Source organism: Thalassospira povalilytica (genome assembly GCF_002844235.1).
Classification (GTDB): Bacteria; Pseudomonadota; Alphaproteobacteria; order Rhodospirillales; family Thalassospiraceae; genus Thalassospira; species Thalassospira povalilytica.
This window is the reverse complement of record NZ_PGTS01000004.1, coordinates 376739-400815: the sequence shown is the minus strand read 5'-3', so window position 1 is coordinate 400815 and position 24077 is coordinate 376739. Positions and strand designations below refer to the sequence as shown.

Sequence of the window (24077 nt, the reverse complement as noted above, 5' to 3'; positions counted from 1 at the left end):
CCTAGCCCTGACGCTTATTCTGCGGGAACGGCTTTGGCCGCTGCCTTGTGGGAACGGGTCGGCGCACCAATCCGGTAACGTCTGTCCGAAAGCGACATCAGCCCGCCAAACACCATGATCAGGCCGCCGGCCCACATCCACGGGATCATCGGTTTGACATAGAACCGCGTGATCCACTTGCCGCTTTCATCCTGATCGCCGATTACGGCATAGATATCGCCGGTAAAGCTTGATTGAATCCCGGCCTCGGTGGTGGGCATGCCCTCGACCGTATAGACACGTTTTTCAGGCGTCAGAATGACCGTGCGTTCACCCGGTGTGGCAATGGTGATGGTTGCTTCACGGGCGACAAAGTTCGGCCCCTGATATTCCCGGATCGCGCTGAGCGTAAAGGTATGATCGGCAATTTGTGCACTTTCCCCGACCGCAAGCGACTGCACGGCTTCTTCGGTCCAGGCTTGTGATCCGGTAATCCCGGCAACCACGATTGCAACCCCGGCATGGGCCAGCATGGTGCCATGGGACGAACGCGGAAGGTTCTTCATCCGGCGCAGACTTGTGGCGAACGGTTCGCGCAAAAGCTTGATCCGCCCGGCCCATTCAAGGATCGACCCGACAAACAGCCAGGTCGCCAGTCCAAGCCCGAACAGGGCAAAGGCCGGCCCGCCGGCAAGCCACAAGGTGACCAGAACGACCACAACCGTTGCCGCCAGCGCGATCTTGAGCTTGTTGAACACGCCCAAAAGGTCGGCACGTTTCCATGGCATCAGCGGACCCAGTGCCATGGCAATGATGACCGGGGTCATGATCGGCACAAAGGTCGCGTTGAAGAACGGCGCGCCTACCGAAATCTTTTCCCCGGTCACGGTTTCAAGCAACAGCGGATAAAGCGTGCCCAGCAACACCATGGCCGCCGCAATCGAAAGCAGCACATTGTTAAACACAAGTGCGCCTTCGCGCGAAATCGGCTGGAACAGTCCGCCACCCCGAAGGTTGGGCGCACGCCATGCATAAAGGCCAAGCGACCCGCCAACCGTAATAAACAGCAAGAACAGAATAAACACGCCACGCGTCGGATCGGTGGCAAAGGCATGAACCGATGTCAGCGCCCCGGAACGCACCAGAAACGTCCCAAGCAACGAGAACGAAAACGCCAGGATCGCCAAAAAGATCGTCCAGCTTTTCAGCGCATCACGTTTTTCAACCACAATCGCCGAATGCAACAGCGCCGTACCGGCAAGCCATGGCATGAAGGATGCGTTTTCCACCGGATCCCAGAACCACCAGCCGCCCCAGCCAAGCTCGTAATAGGCCCACCAGGAACCAAGCCCGATACCAGCGGTCAGAAAGACCCATGCCGCCAGCGTCCATGGACGGACCCAGCGCGCCCATGCCGGGTCAACCCGTCCTTCAATCAGGGCGGCGACTGCAAAGGCAAAGGCAACGGAAAACCCGACATAGCCCAGATACAGGAAGGGCGGATGGATGGCGATGCCAGGGTCTTGCAGCAACGGGTTCATGCCCTCACCATCAAGCGGCGGGTTGATCACGCGCTCAAACGGGTTTGAGGTCAGAACGATAAACAGAATAAAGCCAACACCAATCAGCCCCATCACGCCCAGCACGCGGGCCAGAAGCGTTGGCGGAAGATTGCGCCCGAACGCGGCAACCGCACCACCAAACAGGGTCAGGATCATCACCCAAAGCAGCATCGATCCTTCGTGATTCGCCCACACACCGGTGATCTTGTAGATCATCGGTTTGGAGGTATGGCTGTTGGACAGAACATTGAGAACAGAGAAATCAGACGCCACATATGCATAGGTCAGCGCCAGAAAACTGGCGGCGACCAGTGCAAAACAGGTAATCGCCAGTCGCGGCGCCACCATCAAAAGAACCGGGTCTCTGCGCGATGCGGCCAAAAACGGCAAGGTCGACTGGGCGAGTGCCACAACAAGTGACAATATCAGTGCGTAATGTCCGATCTCTACAATCATTAGGTTCTCTCTTGTGCGCCCGATTGCGAGATATAATCCCTTAAAACAGGCTTGGAAACCTTGCGGAATATCAAATATGCGCTATTTGCTGCACAACGCTGGGCGAAAATATGGCAATAGTCATTACATATTATGCTCAAACAGGCTATAAAACCGCTGTCAGGTGGCAGATTGGGCGGCCAGAGGTCAACAACGTATGAGTCAATGTCCCGTCATTGACATAGCGCAGAAAGAAATGTGGGCACGTCGTGCAACGACGGCCTCCATTGTCATTGCTGCGACCCTGATCATCATCAAGGCGGTTGGCTGGTTCCTGACGGACTCGGTTAGTCTGCTGTCCTCCATGATTGATAGTATGCTTGATGTCGGCACGTCTGTGATCAACTTCATGGCGGTCCGTTCGGCATGGCGCCCGGCCGATCATGATCACCGTTTCGGCCATGGCAAGGCAGAACCCCTTGCCGGGCTGTTTCAGTCGGCCTTCATGATCGGGGCGGCTGTTCTGGTCCTGGCCGAGGCCGCATCAAGGCTCAATGAACCCAAACAGATTTCCTTTGCCTATGAAGGCATCTGGATCATGGCGGTGTCACTTGTCATGACAGTTGGTCTGGTACTGTTGCAGCGCAAGGCGGTGCGAATGTCGGGATCGGTGGCGGTTGATGCCGATTCCATGCATTATAGCAGCGACATTCTGGCCAATCTTGCCGTGATCATTGCCCTGTTTGCCGGGGTATCGGGATTTGCCTGGGCCGATCCGGCAATCGGCGCACTGGTGGCAAGCTTCCTGCTGTTTTCCGCGATCAAGGTCGGACGCAATTCGGTCAAGGTCCTGATGGATGCGGAACTGCCCGATTCCGACAGCCAGCGCATTATTGAACTGACCATGAAAAACGCATCGGTGATCGGCATTCACCGCCTGCGCACACGGTCATCGGGCGTGCATCGCTTTGCCGAGATCGAACTGATCATGGATGGCGGGATGTTGATGCGCGAAGCGCACACCATCTGCCATCAGGTAATGGACAGCATCCGTTCCGAATATCCCGATCTTGATATCACCATCCATCCCGAACCGCCCGAAGACATCCATCTCGATGAATATAGCGGCTATACCGAAGACCCGGAATTCTGGCACACCGGTCGCGCCAAACGCGCCGGTCAACACGACATCCCGGTGTCCAACGCCGGAAGCGAAGTCGCCGCCATGGGGCGCTAACCGCCAAAAGACTAGGCTTGAATGAAAACGGCTGGAAACATGTTCCCAGCCGTTTTGTTTATGATGATGTTGGGTGTGGCAATCAGTCCCAGCTAAGCGCGCCGCCGTTCTGATATTCGATCACCCGGGTTTCAAAGAAGTTCTTTTCCTTTTTCAGATCCATGGCCTCTGACATCCAGGGGAACGGATTTTCGACCTCGTTAAATACGGGGGCAAGGCCAAGCTGCCCGCAACGGCGGTTGGCGATGAAATGCATATATTGCTCACAGAGCTCGGCATTCAGGCCAAGGAAGCCATTGGGCATGGTGTCGCGTCCATAGGCCGCTTCAAGTTCGGCGGCATCACGCAACATCGCACGAATTTCTTCCTGAAATTCCGCTGTCCAAAGATGCGGGTTTTCAGCCTTGATCTGGTTGATAACATCAATCCCGAAATTGAGATGGATGCTCTCGTCACGCAGGATGTACTGATATTGCTCGGCGATGCCGACCATCTTGTTGCGCCGGCCAAGTGACAGGATTTGCGCAAATCCTGTGTAAAACCACATGCCTTCAAACACGACATAGAACGCCACAAGATCGCGCAGGAAATCCTGATCGCGTTCGGGTGTGCCGGTGGCAAAATTCGGATCATCAAGGTGCTTGGTATAATTCAACGCCCATGCCGCCTTGTCGGTAATCGACGGAACTTCGCGATACATGTTGAAAAGCTCGCCCTCATCCAGGCCAAGGCTTTCGACAATATACTGGAAGGTGTGGGTATGAACCGCTTCCTCGAAGGCCTGTCGTAAAAGATACTGGCGGCATTCCGGGTTGGTCAGGTGGCGATAAATTGCCAAAACGATGTTGTTGGCAACAAGGCTTTCGGATGCGGCAAAGAAACCCAGATTACGTTTAAGCATCCGACGTTCATCATCGGTCAGGCCATCGCGCGATTTCCAAAGCGCGATGTCGGCCTGCATGGAAACTTCGGTCGGCATCCAGTGATTATTGCAACCCGCAAGGTACTTGTCCCAGGCCCAGCCGTATTTAAGCGGCAGAAGCTGGTTCACATCGGCCCGCGAATTGATCATCGCCTTGTCACTGACCGTGACACGACCGCCGGAACGGTCAATCTCGCCAAGGCCGGTGGCATCATTTGTGCCATCACCGGTATCGTGTGAAACCGGGGCGTCGTTTTCAATCCAGTCAAGCATGGTTCTTATTCCGGTTTCTGGTTATTGGCAGGCTTCGCAATCAGGGTCGTCAAGGGAACATGCCTTGCCCCAGACGTCACCGCCGGTAATCGCATCGGATGCGGCGCCCGCATCAATGACCCCGGATGGACGATTGCTGACTGCGGGCGCTGGTGTAGGTGCAGGTGCGGTAACAGGCGAAGGCGATGGGGCAGGGCTTGCTGCTTGCGGGGCATTCACCACCGCATTCAGGCGACCATCGGTGCCCTTAAGTGTCGATTTCTCGACATGGGTCGCGGCACTTGATCGCAGGTAATAGGTGGTTTTAAGTCCGCGCAACCACGCCAGACGATAAAGATCATCAAGCTTTTTGCCAGACGGATTGGCGATATAAAGGTTCAGGGATTGCGCCTGATCAAGCCACTTCTGACGACGTGATGCCGCCTCGATCAACCAGGATGAATCAAGTTCAAACGCGGTGGCATATAGCGCCTTGAGGTCATCGGGAATGCGATCAATCTGGCCGATGCTGCCATCATAATATTTCAGGTCGGATATCATCACCTCGTCCCAAAGACCGCGTTCTTTCAGATCACGGACAAGGGCGGCATTGACCACCGTGAAATCGCCAGACATGTTCGATTTCACAAACAGGTTGCGATAGGCGGGCTCAATTGACTGGCTGACGCCGCAGATATTGGAAATCGTTGCCGTCGGGGCGATTGCCATCGTGTTGGAATTACGCATGCCGGTGGTTTGGACCCGTTCGCGCAACCCGTCCCAGTCAAGGCGCTGGCTGCGGTCGACATCAAATTCGGTACGAACCTTGGCAAGCAGTTCAAGCGAGTCAATTGGCAGGGTGCCCTTGGACCACAATGAACCGTCAAAGCTTTCATACCGGCCACGCTCCGCCGCCAGATCAACCGATGCCGAAATGGCGTGGAAGGAAATGGCTTCCATGCTTTCATCGGCAAATGCGACGGCCTCTGACGAGGCATAGGCGATTTTCAGTTTCTGCAACGCATCCTGAAAACCCATCAATCCAAGACCAACCGGACGATGACGCATGTTGGAATAGCGTGCTTCGGGGATGGTGTAGAAGTTGATATCAATGACGTTATCAAGCATCCGCATCGCAGTTTTTACCGTTTTTGCAAGCTTGTCATGGTCGATGCCATTTTCGGTGACATGGGCCAACAGGTTGATTGAGCCCAGGTTGCATACCGCGACCTCGTCTGCCGATGTATTGAGTGTAATTTCCGTGCACAGGTTTGATGAATGCACCACGCCGCGATGTTGTTGCGGGGACCGGATGTTGCACGGGTCCTTGAAGGTGATCCATGGATGACCGGTTTCAAACAGCATGGTCAACATGCGCCGCCAAAGATCCACCGCGCGCACGGTTTTGAAATTCGTGATTTGGCCGCTATTGGCCTTGGCTTCATATGCCTCATACGCGGTCTTGAATTTCGCACCATAAAGATCATGCAAGTCCGGCGTGTCATCGGGCGAAAACAGGGTCCATGGCGCATCTGCCATCACCCGTTCCATGAACAGGTCCGGCACCCAGTTGGCCGTGTTCATATCATGCGTCCGGCGGCGGTCATCGCCCGTGTTCTTGCGCAGATCAAGGAACTCTTCGATATCGATGTGCCATGTTTCGAGATAGGCACAAACAGCCCCCTTGCGCTTGCCACCCTGGTTGACGGCAATCGCGGTGTCATTGGCGACTTTCAGAAACGGAACCACGCCCTGGCTTTGACCATTGGTGCCCTTGATATGCGCGCCAAGACCACGCACCGGGGTCCAGTCATTGCCAAGGCCGCCGGAATATTTCGCCAAAAGCGCGTTGTCCTTGACTGATTTGAAGATGCCATCAAGGTCATCGGGCACGGTGGTCAGGAAGCAGGATGACAATTGCGGGCGGCATGTGCCGGCATTGAACAGGGTCGGGGTCGATGCCATGAAGACAAAGGTGGAAAGCTGATCATAAAATTCGATTGCCTTGGCTTCGCGGTCGATCTCACGGATTGCAAGACCCATGGCAACCCGCATGAAAAAGGCCTGTGGCAGTTCAAACCGCGACCCTTTGACATGCAGGAAGTAACGGTCATAAAGCGTCTGAAGTCCCAGATACTGGAAATTCAGATCACGTTCCGGTTTGATCGCAGCGGCAATCTTTTTCAGGTCAAACTTTGACAATTCCGGATCAATCAGACCGGCCTTGATGCCAGCCGTGATCGCGGCGGGGAAATACGTCGCGTATCGTACGCCCATCTCGGCCTGGGTGGCTTGTTCGGGCTGGTCAAAGACGAAGCTCAGGGCTTCTGTCCGAAGCTTGTCAAGTAACAAACGTGCGCTGACAAAGGCGTAATTCGGTTCGCGCTCTACCAGTGTTCGGGCTGCCATGATCGGGGCAAGTGCCAATTCCCCGGTGGTGACACCGTCATAAAGGTTCTTTCTGGTTTCTTCCATGATCGGTGCTGTGCTGACGCCATCAAGGTCGCCACAGGCCTCGGCAATCACGGTCGCCAACCGGTCAATATCAAGCAACCTTTTGCTGCCGTCGGGCAGGGTGACATGAAGATCGGGCTGCCCGGCCTTTTTGCTTTTCTTGCGTGCATCAAGCTTGGCGCGTTCGCGCGCACGGTCTTCACGATACAGGACATAGGCGCGCGCAACCTTGTGATGTTCGCTGCGCATCAGGGCCAGCTCGACCTGATCCTGTATATCTTCGATCTGAAGGGTATGGCTCGGCGCGGCCCGCTTTAACAAGGTCGTGGTAACCTGATCGGCCAATCCATCGACAATGTCATGTACCCGATGTGATCCCGACGCGGTTTCGCCCTCGGCGGCAAGAAATGCCTTGGTCAGGGCTGTTTTGATTTTGGTTGCATCAAAGGCCGTAACCGATCCGTTGCGACGGATCACCTGATAGATGGTTTGTGAATTTGATGAAGGATCGGAAACGGCTGGCCGTTCCAACTCGACTGCTTCTGACATCGTAAGCCCCAATCATATGGGGGCAAAGGCCAAACGGAGGTATGCAGGGATGATTGGCGGTTTGCCAGTCAGATCACAAGCACTCCACCGGGACACCCCGCCCGTGAATGTTTACGTTCGCTCACGGCAGGTCTCCTGGCTTGCGGATCGATGCTTCATCCGGCCTTCCCGAAATGCCAAGCATTTCAGTGACCATGGTTGGATTAAAGCTAGCCGCTTACAGTTGCGGGGGCAGCTTCGGCATTGTCGTGCATATGCAAAACGCACCGAATTCCCTCTTAGCCTTCAAACCGATATGGTTCGGTAAGAAGGACCGTGATGTCTATATATTGGGTTCGGATTGAAAATTTCGTCAATATATATGTTTTCTTGACAGGTTTTATCGATCCCGGTGATCGGGCGCGAAGCCAAGAATTATCAGTCTATATAAGCAGATCCAAAAAAAAAGTGACGGGCCCTTTCGGGGCCCGTCCTTTTTTCTTCTTTGGTTTGCTGTGTCGGAACTTGATAACCGAAATCAGAGAACCGTAAGCATGCTTGCAACCAGCGGATGTCGGACAATGTCCTTGTCGCGCAGCTGGACACAGGCGACATCTTCGACATTTTCAAGTCGTTCAGACATTTCCGAAAGACCCGACATTTCCGGCAGTAGGTCGGTCTGATCCGGGTCGCCGGTCAGGATCATGGTAGAATTCCAGCCCAGACGGGTCACCAGCATTTTAAGCTGCCCGTATGTGCAGTTCTGGGCTTCGTCGATGACGACGAAGGCATTGTTCAGGGTACGGCCACGCATATAGCCGATCGGGGCAATCTCAATCGTGCCGTCCGAAAGGTATGTGCGCAGGCGCTTGGTGCCAAGGCGATCATTAAGCGCGTCATAAAGCGGGCGAAGATACGGGGCCATCTTGGCTTCGACATCGCCGGGCAGGAAGCCGATATTTTCCCCGGCTTCAACAGCCGGGCGGGCCAGAACGATGCGGCCGATATCACCCTTATCAAGGGCCTCGACCGCCTTGGAAACGGCGATATAGGTTTTACCGGTGCCTGCCGGGCCAAGGGCAAGGACCAGGTTGAAGGCATCAATGGCCTCCATCAATGCGGCCTGGTTTTCACTTTTCGGGCGGATGTTGCGGCGGTAGCTTTGATCGCGTTGTCCTTTCTGTTCTGCGGCTTCCCCCTGAAGCGGGTGCCAGTCAGCGTTCTTTTCATCAAACAGTTCATGGACATTGTTGTCGGACTGTTGCGGACGGTTACGACGGCGTGCTGCGCGCTTACCCATGACGATCACCTCATCAAATGTGCCAAAAAAGCAAAACGCGCCATTCCGTCATGGAAAGGCGCGCATTCAATTTTCATCTTGCGATGGAAGTGGCGGTAGGAGTTTCCGCCGGTCACAACATGTTGCATGTGCGATCCGGGGGGCGAAAATTCTCGTTGTAAGACGCTTTTTCGCGGCACTCGGGAACCCCTCCTGCGGTCCAGTGATTGACCGTTGATTGGAATCGTACCCCTATATGCAGTGTCTTGTCACGGTTTTTTGCACGATGAAATTTTCGTGAATCCGGATTGTGAGTCTTTTCAGTCATTTATCCCGCATCTGCGAAAGAACTTTTTTGTTCAACTCTGCGGTGTGACGGCGCTTCTTGCCGGAAGGGCGGCACTGATGATCCAGCTGATGGTCAAAAACGCAATCGACGTCACAAGACATCCGACCAGCCCGCCATAGGAATAGGCAACGCCCGACAGAATGGTCCCGCAAAGCCGCCCGATGGCATTGGACATGTAATAAAACCCGACATTCATCGCGACCTTGTCGCCATCGGCATAGGCAAGGATCAAATAGGAATGCAGTGACGAGTTCACGGCAAAGACAATGCCGAACACCAAAAGCCCGCCCAGAACTGCAAGTTGCGGCGCAATCCCCTGTGTGACGGCTGCGGCAATGGCAGTGGTCACCGCGATCAGGGCTGCGATCCAGAACCGGGCGGTGCAGCCATCGGGTTCGTGTGATCCGGCGCGCAGCATTTTGGGGGCGAAGGCCTGAATGAAGCCGTATCCGATCACCCAAAGCGCCATATAGGTGCCGACCTCGATATGGTTCCAGCCCAGTTCGGCTGCCAAAAACACCGGCAGGCCGACCACAAACCAGATATCACGCGACCCGAACAGGAAAAGCCGGGCCGCCGACAGGACATTGATCTTGCGGTCACGCGAAAACACGTCACGGAATTTGGGTTTGATCTTTTCAGATGGTCCGGACATCGCATTGCCCAGTGACAGCGCAACCGCGATCAGCGTGATGGCAAGGCCGACCGCCATGGCAAGCAACGCCCCGGAAAATCCAAGCCAGGACAAAAGCGCACCGCCCATGAAAAAGCCGACCCCTTTAAGGGCGTTTTTCGACCCGGTCAAAAGGGCAACCCATTTGAAAAGCGCACCCCCGGCATCGGCAGGCACCAGAACCTTGATTGCCGATTTGCTCGACATCTTGGTCAGGTCCTTGGCAACCCCCGATGCGGCCTGAAGTCCCATGACATAGATAACTGAAATGGCCGGTGCCCAATCGGCCTGTGTTTGCGAAAGGGCGGCAAGCGATGCGATCTGGAGGATCAATCCGCTATAAAGGGTAAAGCGCAGCCCGCGTGTTTGTGCCAGCCATCCGCCAACCAGATTGGTTACAATCCCCGCCACTTCATAGAGGATGAACAGAAGGGCAATTTCAAATGCCGAATAGCCAAGGGCATGGAAATGCAACAGCACCAGCATCCGCAACGCCCCGTCAGTCAGGGTGAAGCCCCAATAGGCCCCGGTCACAAGTGCATAATTGCGAATGGCAGATGACATGATCGGCATTCCTAAAGCGATTGCGCGACTTTGGCAGCCAGATCCGCCATACGACAGACATAGCCCCATTCATTGTCATACCAGGCCAGTATTTTGACCTGTCGCTTGTCGATCACCATGGTCGATCCGGCATCAATGATCGAAGACCGGCTGTCATTAAGGTAATCAACACTGACCAGCGGGCGGTCTTCATAGCCCAGAATACCGGCAAGATAGGTTTCCGATGCCTCGCGCATCAGGCGATTGACCGTTTCAAAATCGGTATCGCGCGCCACTTCAAACACGCAATCGGTCAGCGATGCGTTAAGAAGCGGCACACGCACGGCAATCCCGTTCAATTTTCCTGCCAATTCCGGATAAATCATCGTGATCGCGGTGGCGGAGCCGGTGCTGGTCGGGATCAATGATTGCAGGCACGACCGCGCCCGGCGCAGGTCATTATGCGGAAGATCGACAATCGTCTGGGTGTTGGTCACATCATGGATGGTGGTGATCGCACCATGCTTGATGCCCAGTTGTTCATGCACGACCTTGACCACCGGGGCCAGACAATTGGTGGTGCAGCTTGCCGCAGTCAAAAGATGATGTGTCGCCGGATCGTAAAGATCATCATTGACCCCATAGACGATATTAAGCGCACCTTCCTTGACCGGGGCTGCGACAATGACCTTTCTCACACCCTGATCAAAATAGGGCTGAAGCGTTTCGGGCGTTTTGAATTTGCCGGTGCATTCCAGAACGATGTCGCACCCCATGCCGATCCAGTCGGTGTCGGCCGGTGTGGCGTTTTCGGAAAACGAAATCTTGTGGGTCTGATCAATCACCACCTGGTCATTGATGCAATCAACCCGGTTGGACCAGCGGCCATGAACCGAATCAAATTCCAGAAGATGGGCCGCAGTTTTGGCCCCGCCCCGGATTTCATTGATATGAACAAATTCAAGGTTCGGGTGACCCCAGCCCGCCCGTAAAACCAGCCGCCCCATGCGGCCGAAACCGTTGATGCCGATGCGTATTTTCTTGCTCATCTCGATTACCTGAATGCGTGGATTACTTGTTTTGCGGGGCGGTGTTTGATGCGAACCAGCCACGTGACCGGTTGGCAATGGCAACCAGCGATAACATCACCGGAACTTCGACCAGAACGCCGACCACGGTCGCCAATGCCGCACCCGATGAAAAGCCGAACAGGCCAATGGCGGTGGCGACCGCCAGTTCAAAGAAGTTTGATGCACCAATCATCGCCGAGGGTGCGGCAATCCTGTGCTCCACCCCCAGAAACTTGTTGGCGACATAGGCGATGGCAGCAATGAAATAGGTTTGCAAAATGATCGGCACGGCCAGAAGCGCGATGATGATCGGTTGGGAAATGATCTGTTGCCCCTGAAAGGCAAACAGCAAGACCAGTGTTGTCAGTAGTGCGATCATCGAAACCGGTTTGAGCCGGGCATCAAATGCATTGAAATGATCAATGCCGCCCTTCATTACCCGGCTTCGGATCACCTGACCGGCAATCACCGGAATGACGATAAAGGCGACGACCGAAATGGTCAGGGTTTCCCACGGAATGGTAATCGCCGAAATACCAAGCAACAGCGCAACAATCGGGGCAAAGGCGAAAATCATGATGGTGTCGTTAAGGGCCACCTGCGTCAGGGTGAAATTGGCATCCCCCTTGGTCAGGTGCGACCAGACAAACACCATCGCCGTGCACGGTGCCGCCCCCAAAAGGATCAGGCCCGCGATATAGCTTTCAATCTGGGCCTCGGGCAAAAGCGGGCGAAACAGAAACCCGATAAACAGCCAGCCAAGGGCCGCCATGGTGAACGGTTTGATCAGCCAGTTCACGCCAAGTGTCACGCCAATGCCGCGCCATTGCCGACCGACTTCGTGCAAGGCGCCAAAATCGACCTTCATCAGCATCGGCACGATCATCAACCAGATCAGAACCGTTACCGGCAAATTGATCTCATAGGCCGTCAGATTGCCAATCGTCTGAAACAGGGCCGGAAACAGTTCGCCAAGCACAATGCCGGCCACGATGCTGACCGCGACCCAAACCGTAAGGTAGCGTTCAAACAATCCCATGGCGGCGGTGTCCTTTTTCTGTGTCATGCATCCTCGCGATCTGAAATATGGCCGATCCTGTCGATTTCCTTTTGCAGCGACAGGCGATCAAGCGATGCAAAAGGCAGGCTTGTGAAAATCGAAATCCGGTTGCGCAACATTCGATAGGTATCGGCAAAGGCCAGCCGTTTTTCGGCGTCGCTGCCGGTAACCGCGGCCGGGTCAGGCACACCCCAATGGGCGGTCATCGGGGATCCGGGAAAGATCGGGCAATCTTCATTGGCGGTGGCGTCGCAAACGGTGAAAACGAAATCAAACCTGACTTCGTCCTGCTCGGAATAGACTTCCATCCCCTTTGAGGAAAAGCTGCTGATATCGTGCCCAAGGCTGGTCAGAAGCTCCTGCGCATAGGGGTGAATTTCGCCGCGTGGGTAGGACCCGGCGCTAAAGCCAAAGAAATGATCGTGACCTTCCTTTTTCAGGATGGCTTCGGCCAGGATGCTGCGCGCCGAATTGGCCCGGCACAGGAAAAGCACGTTATAGGTTCCACCAGACATGTGTTTGTCCCCTGAAAGGCAGATTGAATTAACAGCATTCTGTCTTTGGTGCCGTCACCGGTGCCAGCCCGCAAAGTTCCGGGCGCCCCTGACAGCAGTCATCGGTCAGAAATCCCAGCAATGCCCGCATGGCGGCGGGAACAATGCGATAAATCATGGATCGGCCATCGCGCGTGGCGGTGATCAGTCCCGCATTGCTCAATGTTGCCAGATGCGATGACATTGTGTTGTGCGGGATGCCGATTTGGCGTGCCAGTTCCCCGGCGGCCATGCCGGTTTCCCCGGTCGCGGCCAGCAAGCGAAAAGCAGCCAGTCTGTGTTCCTGTGCCAATGCGGCCAGGGCGGTAATTGCGTTATTTGTGTCCATATGTCTGGAATTATCGACATATTGATCAATTGGCAAGTGACAATTGCGTGTCATGATCTTGCTTTAAACCCGGGTTCAAAATTTATGTTTTGAAATCAATTCTTTATTCGCAGCGCAAAAATATGTTTAAATAACTAGAAATATAGTTATGATTGCGACATGAAAGAAAAAGACATCGCACCTGCCTTTGCGGCACTGGGCCATGAAGCCCGATTGAAAATCTATCGCCAACTGGTCAAGGCCGGACGCGATGGGTTGAATATCGGTGATATTGGCCGTTTGCTTGAATTGCCGGCATCGACCCTGGCACATCATCTTGGCACGCTGGTTCAGGCCGGTCTTGTCACCCAGGAAAAGCAGGGCCGTGAAACCCGCAACCGGGCGGATTTTGACGTGATGCAAAATATCGTCGGCTTCATTGCCGATGAATGTTGCAGCGGTGTTGATCTTTCACCCCTGTCATCAGGCGATTCCACAACCGAAACCGGTGCCATCAGCAACAAGGATTCCAAGGCCCTTGCATAAGCGGGTCTTTTGTTTGGGATAATATAACTAATTTTCTAGGGATATGGATATGACTGCCCTGACATTGCAACTCCGCCGTCTCGGCGTTTCAGCCCGTCAATTTGACCGCGTTCTGTTGGCGGGACTGGCGATTTTGCTGGCGGTCTATCTGTTCGATCCTGCGCAACTGGTGCCAAGCATTGAATTCACCCTTGATGCCTTTATCGGGACCGCGCCCTATTTGTTGCTGTCGATCGCAATGGCCGCCTATGCCACGGCGAGCGGGGCGGATAACCTGATCTCGCGGGCCTTTGCCGGGCATCCGGTGCGCATGGTCTTTACCGCGGCCGCATTCGGGGCCTTGTCACCGTTCTGTTCCTGCGGGGTTATTCCGCTGATTGCGGCCCTGCTGGCCATGGGGGTTCCGCTTGCCCCGGTTATGGCATTCTGGCTGGCATCGCCGGTGATTGATCCGGCAATGTTTGTTTTGACAGCAGGCACCTTGGGAACCGATTTTGCGGTGATCAAAATGATTGCCGCCATCGCGCTTGGTCTGATGGGGGGCTTTGTTACCATGTGGCTGGTGGGTCGCGGCTTCCTCACTGATCCGCTGCGCGACGGGGTTGGCAATGGCGGATGCGGCGGGGCCAAGGTCCGCGCGCCCAAGGAAGTCGTCTGGAAATTCTGGCAGGATGGCGACCGGGTGACCAGGTTCCGCAAATCGGCGCTTTCAAACATGATCTTCCTTGGCAAATGGATGGCTTTTGCCTTTTTGCTCGAAAGCATGATGGTGGCCTATGTCCCGGCCGAAAGTGTCAGCGGCCTGCTTGGCGGGGATGGCGTTGGTCCGATTGCCATTGCCACCCTTGTTGGTGTTCCGGCCTATTTGAACGGTTATGCAGCCCTTCCGGTGATGCAGGGCCTGATTGCCCAAGGCATGCAATCGGGGGCGGCGATGGCGTTTCTGGTCGCGGGCGGCGTGTCATCAATTCCGGCGGCAATTGCGGTGTTTGCCTTGGTGAAAAAGCCCGTCTTTGTCCTGTATCTGGCCTATGCGCTGGTCGGATCGTTCGCAATCGGGGTGATTTCGCAGATTTGGCTGGGCTGATTGCAGCCCTACATGCCCGATATGACGATTTCACGGTGGCATTGGGCGTAAAAATCGCTACATTGCGCGCCAAGAAATTCATATCGGATTAAAGTTGATAACCATGTCGATGATTGACCAGCAGGTATCGCGTCGCCGTACCTTCGCCATCATTGCCCACCCGGATGCGGGTAAAACGACCCTGACCGAAAAGCTGCTGCTGTTCGGGGGTGCCATTCAGATGGCCGGTGCGGTGAAGGCAAAAAAGGAACAGCGCGGCGCACGTTCGGACTTCATGAAGATCGAACAGGACCGCGGCATTTCCGTGTCTTCGGCTGTGATGACCTTCGAGTTTGAAAAGAACATCTTCAACCTGCTTGATACGCCGGGCCACGAAGACTTTTCCGAAGATACCTATCGCGTGCTGACCGCAGTTGATTCCGCCGTCATGGTGATTGACGGTGCCAAGGGTATCGAGGCCCAGACACGCAAACTGTTTGAGGTCTGCCGTCTGCGTGATGTGCCGATCACGACGTTTGTCAACAAGCTTGACCGTGAATCCCGCGATCCGTTCGAACTGATTGATCAGATCGAACAGGACTTGGCCCTTGATGTGTCGCCGGTAACATGGCCGATCGGGTCGGGCCGTGATTTCCATGGCTGTTACGATGTGGTCAATGATCAGCTTCTGTTCATGGAAAAAGGCGGCAATGTCGTCAAGGAAGCCATCCCGATCAAAGGCCTTGATGATCCCAAGCTTGATGAACTGATCCCGGATTATCTTCTGGAGAAGCTGCGCGAAGAAGTCGAAATGGTGCGCGAAATCTGCCCGCCATTTGATTTGCAAAGCTATCGCGAAGGGCATCTGACCCCGGTCTTCTTCGGGTCGGCAGTCAATAACTTTGGCGTGCGTGAATTGTTGCGCGGCATTGGCGATATCGCCCCGACCCCGCGCCCGCAAGAAGCCGCAACCCGTCTGGTCGACGCAGTCGAACCAAAGGTCGCAGGCTTTGTCTTCAAGGTTCAGGCAAATATTGACCCGAACCACCGCGACCGTATTGCATTCATCCGTCTGTGTTCGGGCCATTTCAAACGCGGCATGAAGCTTAAACATGTCCGTGCGGGCAAACAGATGGCGGTGCATAACCCGATGCTGTTCTTTGCCAATGAACGTGACATTGCCGAAGAAGCTTGGCCGGGCGACATTATCGGCATTCCGAACCACGGCACGCTGCGTATTGGTGATACCCTGACCGAGGGCGAAGACCTTCGCTTCCGCGGTGTTCCGGCCTTTGCTCCGGAATTGCTACAGAAAGTCCGTCTTGATGACCCGCTTAAGGGCAAGCACCTTCAGCGTGCCCTTGAACAGCTTGCCGAAGAAGGCGCATCCCAGGTCTTTAAACCGATGATGGGGGCGGACTGGATCGTCGGTGTGGTCGGCCAACTTCAGTTCGAAGTTCTCAAGGAACGCATCGCGGCTGAATATGGCATCAAGGTCCATTTCGAACAGACCCCGGCCTATGCGGCGCGCTGGGTCATGGGCGATGATCCGCTTGAGATCAAGAAGTTCCGCGATTCAAACCAGTCGGCACTGTTTGAAGACCATGACGATACACTGGTCTTTATCGCGCGTAACGCCTGGCACCTTGAAACCACGCAACGCGACTGGCCGAACCTTAAGTTCGAATCCACCCGCGAACAAAATATGGTTGCTGCCTGATACAGGCATTCCTGCCAAATGCAAAAAGCCGCCCATTGTCGGGCGGCTTTTTTATTGGAAAGACGCTGTTGTCTACGTGCCGATAAAATACCGCCCGACCGCCACCAGAACCATCCCCACGGCCATGGCCGCAAACAGGTTGCGCGCAAGCGCCATGGTAACGACTGTTGCTGCCGCACCGGCAATGCCGATGGCCCCGGCCGAAAGTGCGCTGGGCACCCAGACCGAAATCAGAACCGCACCGGGAAGACGTTCGAGCACATGCGCCCAGCGGCCATGTTGCGGCAACCGATCGGCCATCAAAAGCCCGCCCAGACGCATGCCGTATGTTACAGCCGCCATGCCAAGGATGGTCAAAACGGCTTCAAGGCTGAAAGTCGTCAGATCAGGGAACTGGGTCATTTGCCGGCCTCCGGGCTGAAGGTCGCTGTTTTGCCGGTGTTGACGGTGCCTTCGGGGGCGCCATAGGCATCGCGGCCTTCCACGGCAAATTCGGCCTCAAGACTGTCATCATCCATATCCGGGCGCCATGTCAGGGCCGCGGTGACAACACCGGCCCCCGCACCGGCCAGGATCGACCAGGTGCCGGGCAGGGTATAGTGCCCGATGATGGATCCGATCGCGGCGGCCACCCATGGCAAAAGGTCAACCTTGCCCTTCCACATGCCAATGGTCAGGGCGGCAAAAACCGCGGTAAAGGCGAAATCAAGCGCATAGACTTCCGGGTCGGGAATGCCGCCGCCCAGCAGGTAACCGGCAATATTGCCCGTCGCCCAGACCACACCAAGAAAGATCCCGCCACCCAGCAGAAAGCCCGGATTGGCAAGGTTTGGCTGGGTCATGGTCACCGCCCAGTTTTCATCGGCCACCATATGCATGCCGCAAATCTTGACCCAAAGCGGACGGCCACGAAAAACCGGGCGAAGCGACGCACCAATCAGGATATAGCGCATATTGATCACCGCTGTTGCGATGATGATGGTGGCGGCCGGAATGGTTTCGCGCCACAGATCAACCGACACGAACTGGGCCGATCCGGCAAAGACCGTCAGGCTCATGAATAAAAGTTCGCCCAACGACAAGCCGCGCTGGGACGCAAGAACGCCAAGCACCGCGCCAAAGATAATGGTGCTTGGCAAAAGTGGCAGGCACGCGATCGCGCCGCGTCTGATGGTATCAGGGTCGAAATGCCCGATTTGGGCAGGTCCGGGGCGTGACATTTCCGACATTTCCTATTGTTTTATGCGCCAGTTCATTTGGGGGCGACTGGCGGTTCCGGTTTGCTGGTGGGCGAGGAGCCAAGTCTTACAGGCTCCACTATCGGGCAGATCAGACAGGACGTATTGGACGATATTGCTATTGCCCGATCAGGCGGCGATTTGAAATTCACACCCGCTTTGCGCCAAAGTCTTCGATCAGAAGGTCAAGAAACAGCTCGGCAACCGGATCAAGCTGCTTGTTGGAATCAAAGCTTGCCTGAAACATTGCCTCGACAAAGAACTGATCGGGGCGGATCGGGCGCATCCGCCCGGCTTCGACGAACTGTTTTGCATAATGTTCGGGCAAATAGCCCAGAAACGCACCCGACAGAATCAGGCGTGCCTCGGCCTCCATATCCGAAACCGTGGCGTGCGGGCGGGCGATCGCAAAATCCTTAAGGTCGCGGCCAAGCCAGAATTTCCGCCCGACAATCCGGAAACGCCGGATTTCGTCAATATCGATTTCACTGTCGGGCTGATGATAAAGCGGGTGATCCACCCCGCAATAAAACCGGTGCATTTCCGGATAAAGCGAGATGTAGCTTAATCCCAGAACCGTTTTGGGAAAGGCACAGACACCGACCTGAATGGCGCCTGTCACGACTTCGCGCAGCAAATCATTGGGCGGATAGGTCACAACATTCAATGTTACATCCGGGGCCTGTTCGACAAAACGCGCGATGGTTTTTTCAATCTGGCGCGCCCCCGGATCGGTGATGGTGTTGTCGGTCAAACCGATGGTCAATGTGCCATTAAGCTTGTCGCGTAGCGACCGCATCTTGGTTTCATAATGCGATACCGATTTGAACAGGCGATGGGCTTCTTCGAATACCACCTGACCTTCACGGGTCAGGGAAAAGCCGCTGCGTCCGCGTTTGCACAGACTAAATCCAAGCCTTGTTTCAAGGGCGGTGACATAACTTGAAATGGTCGACAGCGACAGATTGAGTTCGCTTTGTGCGGCTGCAAATCCGCCGGCTTCAACGATGGTCAAAAAAATACGCAAAAGCTTGAGATCGGTTTGTTCCATCGCCATTCCGACACATCCCCCGTGACTTACTTTGAAGAATCCCAAAGTAAGTTTCAGCATTACGTGATTTTTTCGGGTCGCGCAATTTGATCTGCTAGGCAAACGACATCGCTGTTCTGGGAAAAGGCGATGGCAAGAAACAAAAACACAGGCGGGCCAAGACCCGCCAATTATCAGAGGTGGATCACATGGACGACATGAAAAAGGGTATCAGCCGCCGTTCCGTGCTGGCAGGGATTGCTGGCGGTTCTGCGGTTGCGATGGCGGGGATCACAGGTTTTCCGGGCATTCTGAAAGCCCAGGAAAAAAGCCTCAAGATCGGCGCTTACGGCGGGTATTTCAAAGACAGCTTTGACAAGCATATCTTCCCCGAATTCACCAAGGCGACCGGCATTGCCGTCGAATCGATTGCCCAGCCGACGGGCGAAGCATGGCTGGTGCAGCTTGAACAGGCAGCGCGCGCCGGTCAGGCACCAGCCGACGTATCGATGATTTCACAGGTCAGCATGCTGCGTGGTTCGGCGGCTGGCATCTGGGCGAAACTTGATCCGGCCAAAATGCCTAATGTTGCAAATGTCATCCCGGCCTTTATCAACAAATATGATGATGGCAGTGTTTGCGGGGTTGGTGCGGTTACCTGGTACATCACCCTTGTTTCCAACTCTGACGTGATTGGCGAAGCACCGACCAGCTGGGCCGAACTTTGGAAACCCGAACGTGAAGGTCAGCTTGGTCTTCTTGCGCTTGTCACCAACTCCTTCCTGCTGGATGTCACGGCCAAGACCTATTTCGGTGGTCAGGAAATCCTTGATACCGAAGAAGGCATTCTCAAGGTCATGGACAAGCTGGCCGAACTTAAAGACAACGTGCAGCTTTGGTATCGTGACGAAGCCCAGTTCGAACAGGCACTCAAATCGGGTGAAATCCCGATGGGCCAGTATTACCACGATGTTGCCGGTCTTGCGGCGGCCGATGGTTATCCGGTGCGTTCGACCTTCCCCAAAGAAGGCGGCATTAACGATTCCGGCAGCTGGGCGGTTTCCAAGGCTTCTGAGAAGCTCGATCTGGCCCATGTCTTTATCGATTTCATGAGCCAGCCGGAAATCCAGGCATTGCTGTCGCGCAAGGTCGGCACATCCCCGACCATTCCGCGGGCCAAAACCGGCCTGACCGATGCCGAATTCGCGTCGGTTTCCTCGGAAATCGAACCGATCATTCCGCGTTATGACATGTATCAGCAGCGCGCCGACTGGCTGTCGCAGAAATGGACCGAACTGATTGTTGGCTAATTGCCAATCAGGGTCCGGCTTTTAACAGCTGATCTTGCAGACAGGCAGCATGCCCGGGGTGCAAATCACCCTGCCGGTCATCGACCATGGCCACGGCATGCTGCCTGGTTGCCTTGTCCAATGTCATAAACAGGATGCCCAATGTCTGGTCTGGTCTTTGATTCCATCGAAAAGAAGTTCGGTGACTTTACCGCCGTTCATGAAACCAGCCTTACGATCCCCAACGGGAAATTTGTGTGTCTTCTGGGGCCGTCGGGCTGTGGAAAGACGACCTTGCTGCGGATGATTGCCGGGCTCGAAGATCCGACCCATGGCCGGATCTTGCTTGAAGGAAACGACGTCACGCGCATTCCCACCCATCAGCGTGACTTCGGCATGGTGTTTCAGAATCTGGCACTTTTCCCGCATCTGACGGTGGGCGAAAATATCGCCTATCCGTTGCGTATTCGCGGCGGATCAAAGGCCGATTGTTTCAAGGCGGTCAAACGTCTTCTCGAACTGGTACAATTGCCAGATATGGCTGACCGTCCGGTCGCCAAACTGTCCGGCGGACAGCGCCAGCGCGTGGCGATTGCCCGTGCGCTTGCACTTGAACCCAAACTTTTCCTGCTTGATGAACCGCTTTCGGCACTGGATGCCAAATTGCGCGAAAGCATGCAGATCGAACTCAAACAGCTTCAGCAAAAGCTGGGAATTACCACCATTGTCGTGACCCATGACCAGCGCGAAGCCATGACCATGGCCGATCTGGTGGTGGTGATGTCTCAGGGCAAGGTTCATCAGGTTGCCCCGCCGGTCGAAATTTATCGCAAACCCAAGGATGCCTTTGTTGCCGACTTTATCGGCATGACCAACCTGATTACCGGGCGGGTCAACGGGGCAGACCAGATTGCCGTTGCCGGTGGTGTCTTGCTGGCCGATGATGTCCCGGCATCGGGGGATGTGACCATTTCAGTCAGGCCGGAAAATATCCGCCTTGCAAAAGATGACGGGGCAAATTCCGCGGGCATTTTGACAGGAACGGTGTCCTATATCCGTGATCTTGGTGCCAGCATCGAATTCTATCTTGATGTGTCCGGTCAACAGATTACCGCGATAACCACCCCGTCAGACCGCCCCGACGTTACGGCAGGTGACCGGGTTTCAGTGTCCTTCCCGCGGGAAGCCTGTGTGGTGTTGGGGGACGCATGAAGCTTAAACCGCAAAAATTTGCCGATTACGCCACCATCGCATTCCCGGCCGGAATGCTGACGGTTTTCTTTGTGATCCCGTTCGGGATCATGATTGCCGTTTCATTCTTTCAGCGCGTGCAGGGGGCGTTTTACGAACCGGCCTTTGTTTTTGAAAACTATGCGCGCTTTCTGACCGGGTTCTTTGGCGGAATTCTGGGCTTTTCGATTGGTTTGGCGGCACTGGTGGCGGTGGTTTCGGTCGTTCTGGCCTTCCCGTTTACCTATATCCTGACCCGCATGAGCCGTCAGGCACAGGTTGTCTGGCTGGTGTTTCTTCTCTCGGTGTTATCGTTGTCAGAAGTCCTGATCGGCTTTGGCTGGTCGACCTTGCTGTCACGGACGGCCGGGATCACCAATCTGCTGGTATCGCTGGGGATCATGGACAAACCGATGTCCTTGTCGCCCGGTTTCGGCGCGGTCATGACCGGTATGGTCTATCAGACATTCCCCTATACCGTGCTGGTGCTGTATCCCGCCCTGTCGCGTCTTGACCCGTCTCTGGTCGAAGCCGCCCGGACTCTGGGATCCGGACCGGTTCGCAGCTTTGCCAATGTTGTGGTGCCAGCCCTTCGCAACAGCATCGTTTCCACTCTGATCATGGTGTTTGTCTTTGCGCTCGGCTGTTATCTGTTGCCGCAATTGCTGGGCAAACCGTCCCACTGGACATTGTCGGTTTTGATCACGGATCAGGCGATCTATCAATCCAACATGCCATTTGCAGCGGCAATGGCGGTATTTCTGGTGCTGGTCAGTCTGTCGCTTGTCGCGATTTCGTTGCTCTATGGCAAAAAGGAGCACGCGGCATGATCAACAAATTTGTCCTGCGTCTGTTTCTTGGATCGCTTGTGCTGTTTCTGTCGGCGCCGCTTGTCGTGGTTGCCGGGGTGTCATTTAACGAAAAGAAATCGCTGTCCTTCCCGCCACAGGGTTTCTCGCTGGACTGGTATGCCCAGATTTTCACCGATGACGGTTGGCGTCAGGCCCTGTTTAACAGTGTCGGTGTGGCGATCGGGGCATCCTGTCTTTCGGTGATTGTCGCCTTTCCGCTGGCATGGTTCCTGTGGCGGTTTCATGCGCCCTGGGCCCGGATTGTTCAGGTGCTCGGACTGGCGCCGTTTATCTTGCCCCCGGTCATAACTGCGCTTGGATTCCTGAGTTTCTGGACCACGGCCGGGGCCTATGGGCAGCCATGGACGGTGGTGATCAGTCACGGCATCTTCTTTGTCACCTTGCCGCTTGTCACACTCACACTCGGGTTTGATGCCGTTGATGACAGTCTGGTCGAAGCCGCCGCCACCATGGGCGCAGATGACAAGACCATTCTGCGCACCGTGATCCTGCCTTTGATCCTGCCCTATATCATTTCGGGCATGGCCTTTGCGTTCGTGCTGTCGCTCAATGAATATATCGTTGCCTATATGGCGGTCGGCTTCACGGTCGAGACCCTGCCGATCAAGATCTTCAATTCCCTGCGATATGGCTATACGCCGACCATGGCGTCCGTGACGGTCCTGTTTGTGGCTGTGGCGGTGATTGTGTTCGGCCTGATTGCACGGTTTGGCGATTTGCCACGATTGCTTGGCGCCTGGCGCCATGACGAGGATGGCTGATGCAAATTTTGATCTGCCATATCCCCAACAATAAACGTCCCACCCGACCCTAGGAGGCCACCATCATGAACAGTGAAAAACTCGCAAAACTGCGCGAGAAATATGGCAACGCCAAAGGCGGCGACATGTTCGATCCGCACTTCAAGGAAGTGGCCGAAACCCAGTTTTCCGCAAGCGGCGAACGCAAATGGCCGTTTGCCGGGGTGCCGACTTTCCTTGATGCGCCTTTTGCCCCCGATGCGGCAAAAAACAACTTTGATGGTCTGGATGTTGCCCTTGTCGGGGTGCCGATGGATTTGGGCGTGACGAACCGGGCAGGCGCACGTCTTGGTCCGCGTGCAGTGCGCAACATCGAACGCATTGGCCCGTATGAACATGTGTTGCGCATGGTGCCCGGTGCCCATTGCAATGTTGCCGATATCGGCGATGTGCCGTTCCGCAGCCGCTTCTCGCTTGAAAGCTGTCACGAAGACATCGTCGATTACTTCACCAAAATCGTTGATGCCGGGGTAATCCCGATTGCCATTGGCGGTGATCATTCGATCAGCTATTCGATCCAGCGCGCTGTTGGCAAGGACCGCCCGGTCGGCATGATCCATCTTGATGCCCATTGCGATACCAGCGGCGAATATGAAGGTGCCAAGTTCCATCATGGCGGTCCGTTCCGCCAGTCGGTGATGGACGGGGTTCTTGATCCGGAACGCACCATCCAGATCGGCATTCGCGGCGGGGCGGAATATCTTTGGGAATTTTCCTATGACAGCGGCATGACCGTCATCCATGCCGAAGAAGTCCCGAAAATGGGGGTCGATGCGGTGATTGCCAAGGCACGCGAAGTGATTGGCGATGGCCCGGTCTATCTTTCATTCGATGTGGATTGTCTTGATCCGTCCTTTGCGCCGGGGACAGGCACGCCTGAAATCGGTGGTCTGACCTCGCGCGAGGCACTGGCGATTTTGCGCGGGCTCAAGGGGCTTGATTTTGTTGGTGCCGATATTGTCGAGGTTGCCCCGCAATATGATGCCACCACCAATACCGCCCATGTCGGTGCCCAGGTGCTGTTTGAAGAACTGTGTCTGGTGACCGATGCAATCAAACGCCGCAAGGGTGAGGGATAAGTC

At 55.3% G+C, this 24077-nt stretch carries 21 protein-coding genes and 1 riboswitch; of the genes, 9 read left to right on the top strand and 12 right to left on the bottom strand.

The genetic code is table 11. The features are described 5' to 3' along the window. Positions 1 to 14 precede the first annotated feature (14 nt). On the bottom strand, positions 15 to 1997 hold the full coding sequence (locus tag CU041_RS13255; protein WP_101247277.1) for a heme lyase CcmF/NrfE family subunit: 1983 nt from the start codon (positions 1995 to 1997) through the stop codon (positions 15 to 17). Between the two features lie 235 nt (positions 1998 to 2232). Between CU041_RS13255 and CU041_RS13250 the strand changes: the two genes are divergently transcribed. Continuing rightward, positions 2233 to 3213, top strand: coding sequence for a cation diffusion facilitator family transporter (locus CU041_RS13250; protein ID WP_228196060.1), 981 nt, complete (start codon positions 2233 to 2235; stop codon positions 3211 to 3213). An 82-nt stretch (positions 3214 to 3295) separates the two neighbouring features. Here CU041_RS13250 and CU041_RS13245 read toward each other — a convergent pair whose 3' ends face one another. The 8 genes from CU041_RS13245 to CU041_RS13210 all read right to left on the bottom strand — a co-directional run bounded on the left by CU041_RS13245 (position 3296) and on the right by CU041_RS13210 (position 13225). Then, entirely contained in the window at positions 3296 to 4408 is a 1113-nt protein-coding gene (locus CU041_RS13245; protein WP_101247276.1) for a ribonucleotide-diphosphate reductase subunit beta, read from the bottom strand. Positions 4409 to 4429: 21 nt separating this feature from the next. After that, complete coding sequence (locus CU041_RS13240) at positions 4430 to 7390, bottom strand: ribonucleoside-diphosphate reductase subunit alpha (protein ID WP_101247275.1); 2961 nt, start codon at positions 7388 to 7390, stop codon at positions 4430 to 4432. A gap of 108 nt (positions 7391 to 7498) precedes the next feature. Beyond that, positions 7499 to 7723, bottom strand: a riboswitch (cobalamin riboswitch). 184 nt (positions 7724 to 7907) lie between these two features. Then, positions 7908 to 8669: a PhoH family protein gene (locus CU041_RS13235; protein ID WP_068519893.1), complete on the bottom strand. Its 762-nt coding sequence runs from the start codon at positions 8667 to 8669 to the stop codon at positions 7908 to 7910. A 338-nt stretch (positions 8670 to 9007) separates the two neighbouring features. After that, positions 9008 to 10234 carry an organoarsenical effux MFS transporter ArsJ gene (gene arsJ, locus CU041_RS13230; protein ID WP_233433102.1) on the bottom strand — a complete coding sequence of 409 codons (1227 nt, stop codon included), beginning with the start codon at positions 10232 to 10234 and terminating at the stop codon, positions 9008 to 9010. A gap of 11 nt (positions 10235 to 10245) precedes the next feature. After that, positions 10246 to 11262 (bottom strand): ArsJ-associated glyceraldehyde-3-phosphate dehydrogenase, encoded by a 1017-nt coding sequence (locus CU041_RS13225; protein WP_101247273.1) that lies wholly within the window; start codon positions 11260 to 11262, stop codon positions 10246 to 10248. 22 nt (positions 11263 to 11284) lie between these two features. Then, complete coding sequence (arsB, locus tag CU041_RS13220; protein WP_101247358.1) at positions 11285 to 12322, bottom strand: ACR3 family arsenite efflux transporter; 1038 nt, start codon at positions 12320 to 12322, stop codon at positions 11285 to 11287. A 23-nt stretch (positions 12323 to 12345) separates the two neighbouring features. Next, positions 12346 to 12858: an arsenate reductase ArsC gene (locus CU041_RS13215; protein WP_101247272.1), complete on the bottom strand. Its 513-nt coding sequence runs from the start codon at positions 12856 to 12858 to the stop codon at positions 12346 to 12348. 28 nt (positions 12859 to 12886) lie between these two features. Next, complete coding sequence (locus CU041_RS13210; RefSeq protein ID WP_068519890.1) at positions 12887 to 13225, bottom strand: ArsR/SmtB family transcription factor; 339 nt, start codon at positions 13223 to 13225, stop codon at positions 12887 to 12889. A gap of 159 nt (positions 13226 to 13384) precedes the next feature. On the opposite strand from CU041_RS13210, the gene CU041_RS13205 reads away from it, so the two are divergent. The 3 genes from CU041_RS13205 to CU041_RS13195 all read left to right on the top strand — a co-directional run bounded on the left by CU041_RS13205 (position 13385) and on the right by CU041_RS13195 (position 16536). Next, positions 13385 to 13750 carry an ArsR/SmtB family transcription factor gene (locus CU041_RS13205; protein ID WP_101247271.1) on the top strand — a complete coding sequence of 122 codons (366 nt, stop codon included), beginning with the start codon at positions 13385 to 13387 and terminating at the stop codon, positions 13748 to 13750. Between the two features lie 49 nt (positions 13751 to 13799). Next, complete coding sequence (locus tag CU041_RS13200; RefSeq protein ID WP_101247357.1) at positions 13800 to 14837, top strand: permease; 1038 nt, start codon at positions 13800 to 13802, stop codon at positions 14835 to 14837. Between the two features lie 103 nt (positions 14838 to 14940). Then, a complete protein-coding gene (locus CU041_RS13195; protein ID WP_101247270.1) occupies positions 14941 to 16536 on the top strand; it encodes a peptide chain release factor 3 in 1596 nt (531 codons plus the stop codon). Between the two features lie 72 nt (positions 16537 to 16608). Here CU041_RS13195 and CU041_RS13190 read toward each other — a convergent pair whose 3' ends face one another. From CU041_RS13190 to CU041_RS13180, 3 genes are all read right to left on the bottom strand, one after another. Then, a complete protein-coding gene (locus CU041_RS13190) occupies positions 16609 to 16938 on the bottom strand; it encodes an AzlD family protein (protein WP_068519887.1) in 330 nt (109 codons plus the stop codon). Continuing rightward, positions 16935 to 17756, bottom strand: coding sequence for an AzlC family ABC transporter permease (locus CU041_RS13185; protein WP_101247356.1), 822 nt, complete (start codon positions 17754 to 17756; stop codon positions 16935 to 16937). Before CU041_RS13185 ends, CU041_RS13190 begins: the two co-directional genes overlap by 4 nt. 166 nt (positions 17757 to 17922) lie before the next feature. Then, a complete protein-coding gene (locus tag CU041_RS13180; RefSeq protein WP_068519885.1) occupies positions 17923 to 18831 on the bottom strand; it encodes a LysR family transcriptional regulator in 909 nt (302 codons plus the stop codon). Between the two features lie 182 nt (positions 18832 to 19013). Here CU041_RS13180 and CU041_RS13175 point away from each other — a divergent pair, with 182 nt between their 5' ends. From CU041_RS13175 to speB, 5 genes are all read left to right on the top strand, one after another. Then, on the top strand, positions 19014 to 20114 hold the full coding sequence (locus CU041_RS13175) for an ABC transporter substrate-binding protein (RefSeq protein WP_101247269.1): 1101 nt from the start codon (positions 19014 to 19016) through the stop codon (positions 20112 to 20114). 141 nt (positions 20115 to 20255) lie between these two features. Further along, positions 20256 to 21305, top strand: a complete 1050-nt coding sequence (locus CU041_RS13170) for an ABC transporter ATP-binding protein (protein ID WP_101247268.1) — start codon at positions 20256 to 20258, stop codon at positions 21303 to 21305. Further along, positions 21302 to 22153 (top strand): ABC transporter permease, encoded by an 852-nt coding sequence (locus CU041_RS13165; RefSeq protein ID WP_101247267.1) that lies wholly within the window; start codon positions 21302 to 21304, stop codon positions 22151 to 22153. Before CU041_RS13170 ends, CU041_RS13165 begins: the two co-directional genes overlap by 4 nt. After that, positions 22150 to 22956: an ABC transporter permease gene (locus CU041_RS13160; RefSeq protein ID WP_068519881.1), complete on the top strand. Its 807-nt coding sequence runs from the start codon at positions 22150 to 22152 to the stop codon at positions 22954 to 22956. Before CU041_RS13165 ends, CU041_RS13160 begins: the two co-directional genes overlap by 4 nt. Before the next feature lie 65 nt (positions 22957 to 23021). Further along, positions 23022 to 24074, top strand: coding sequence for an agmatinase (gene speB, locus CU041_RS13155; protein WP_101247266.1), 1053 nt, complete (start codon positions 23022 to 23024; stop codon positions 24072 to 24074). Positions 24075 to 24077: the final 3 nt, after the last annotated feature.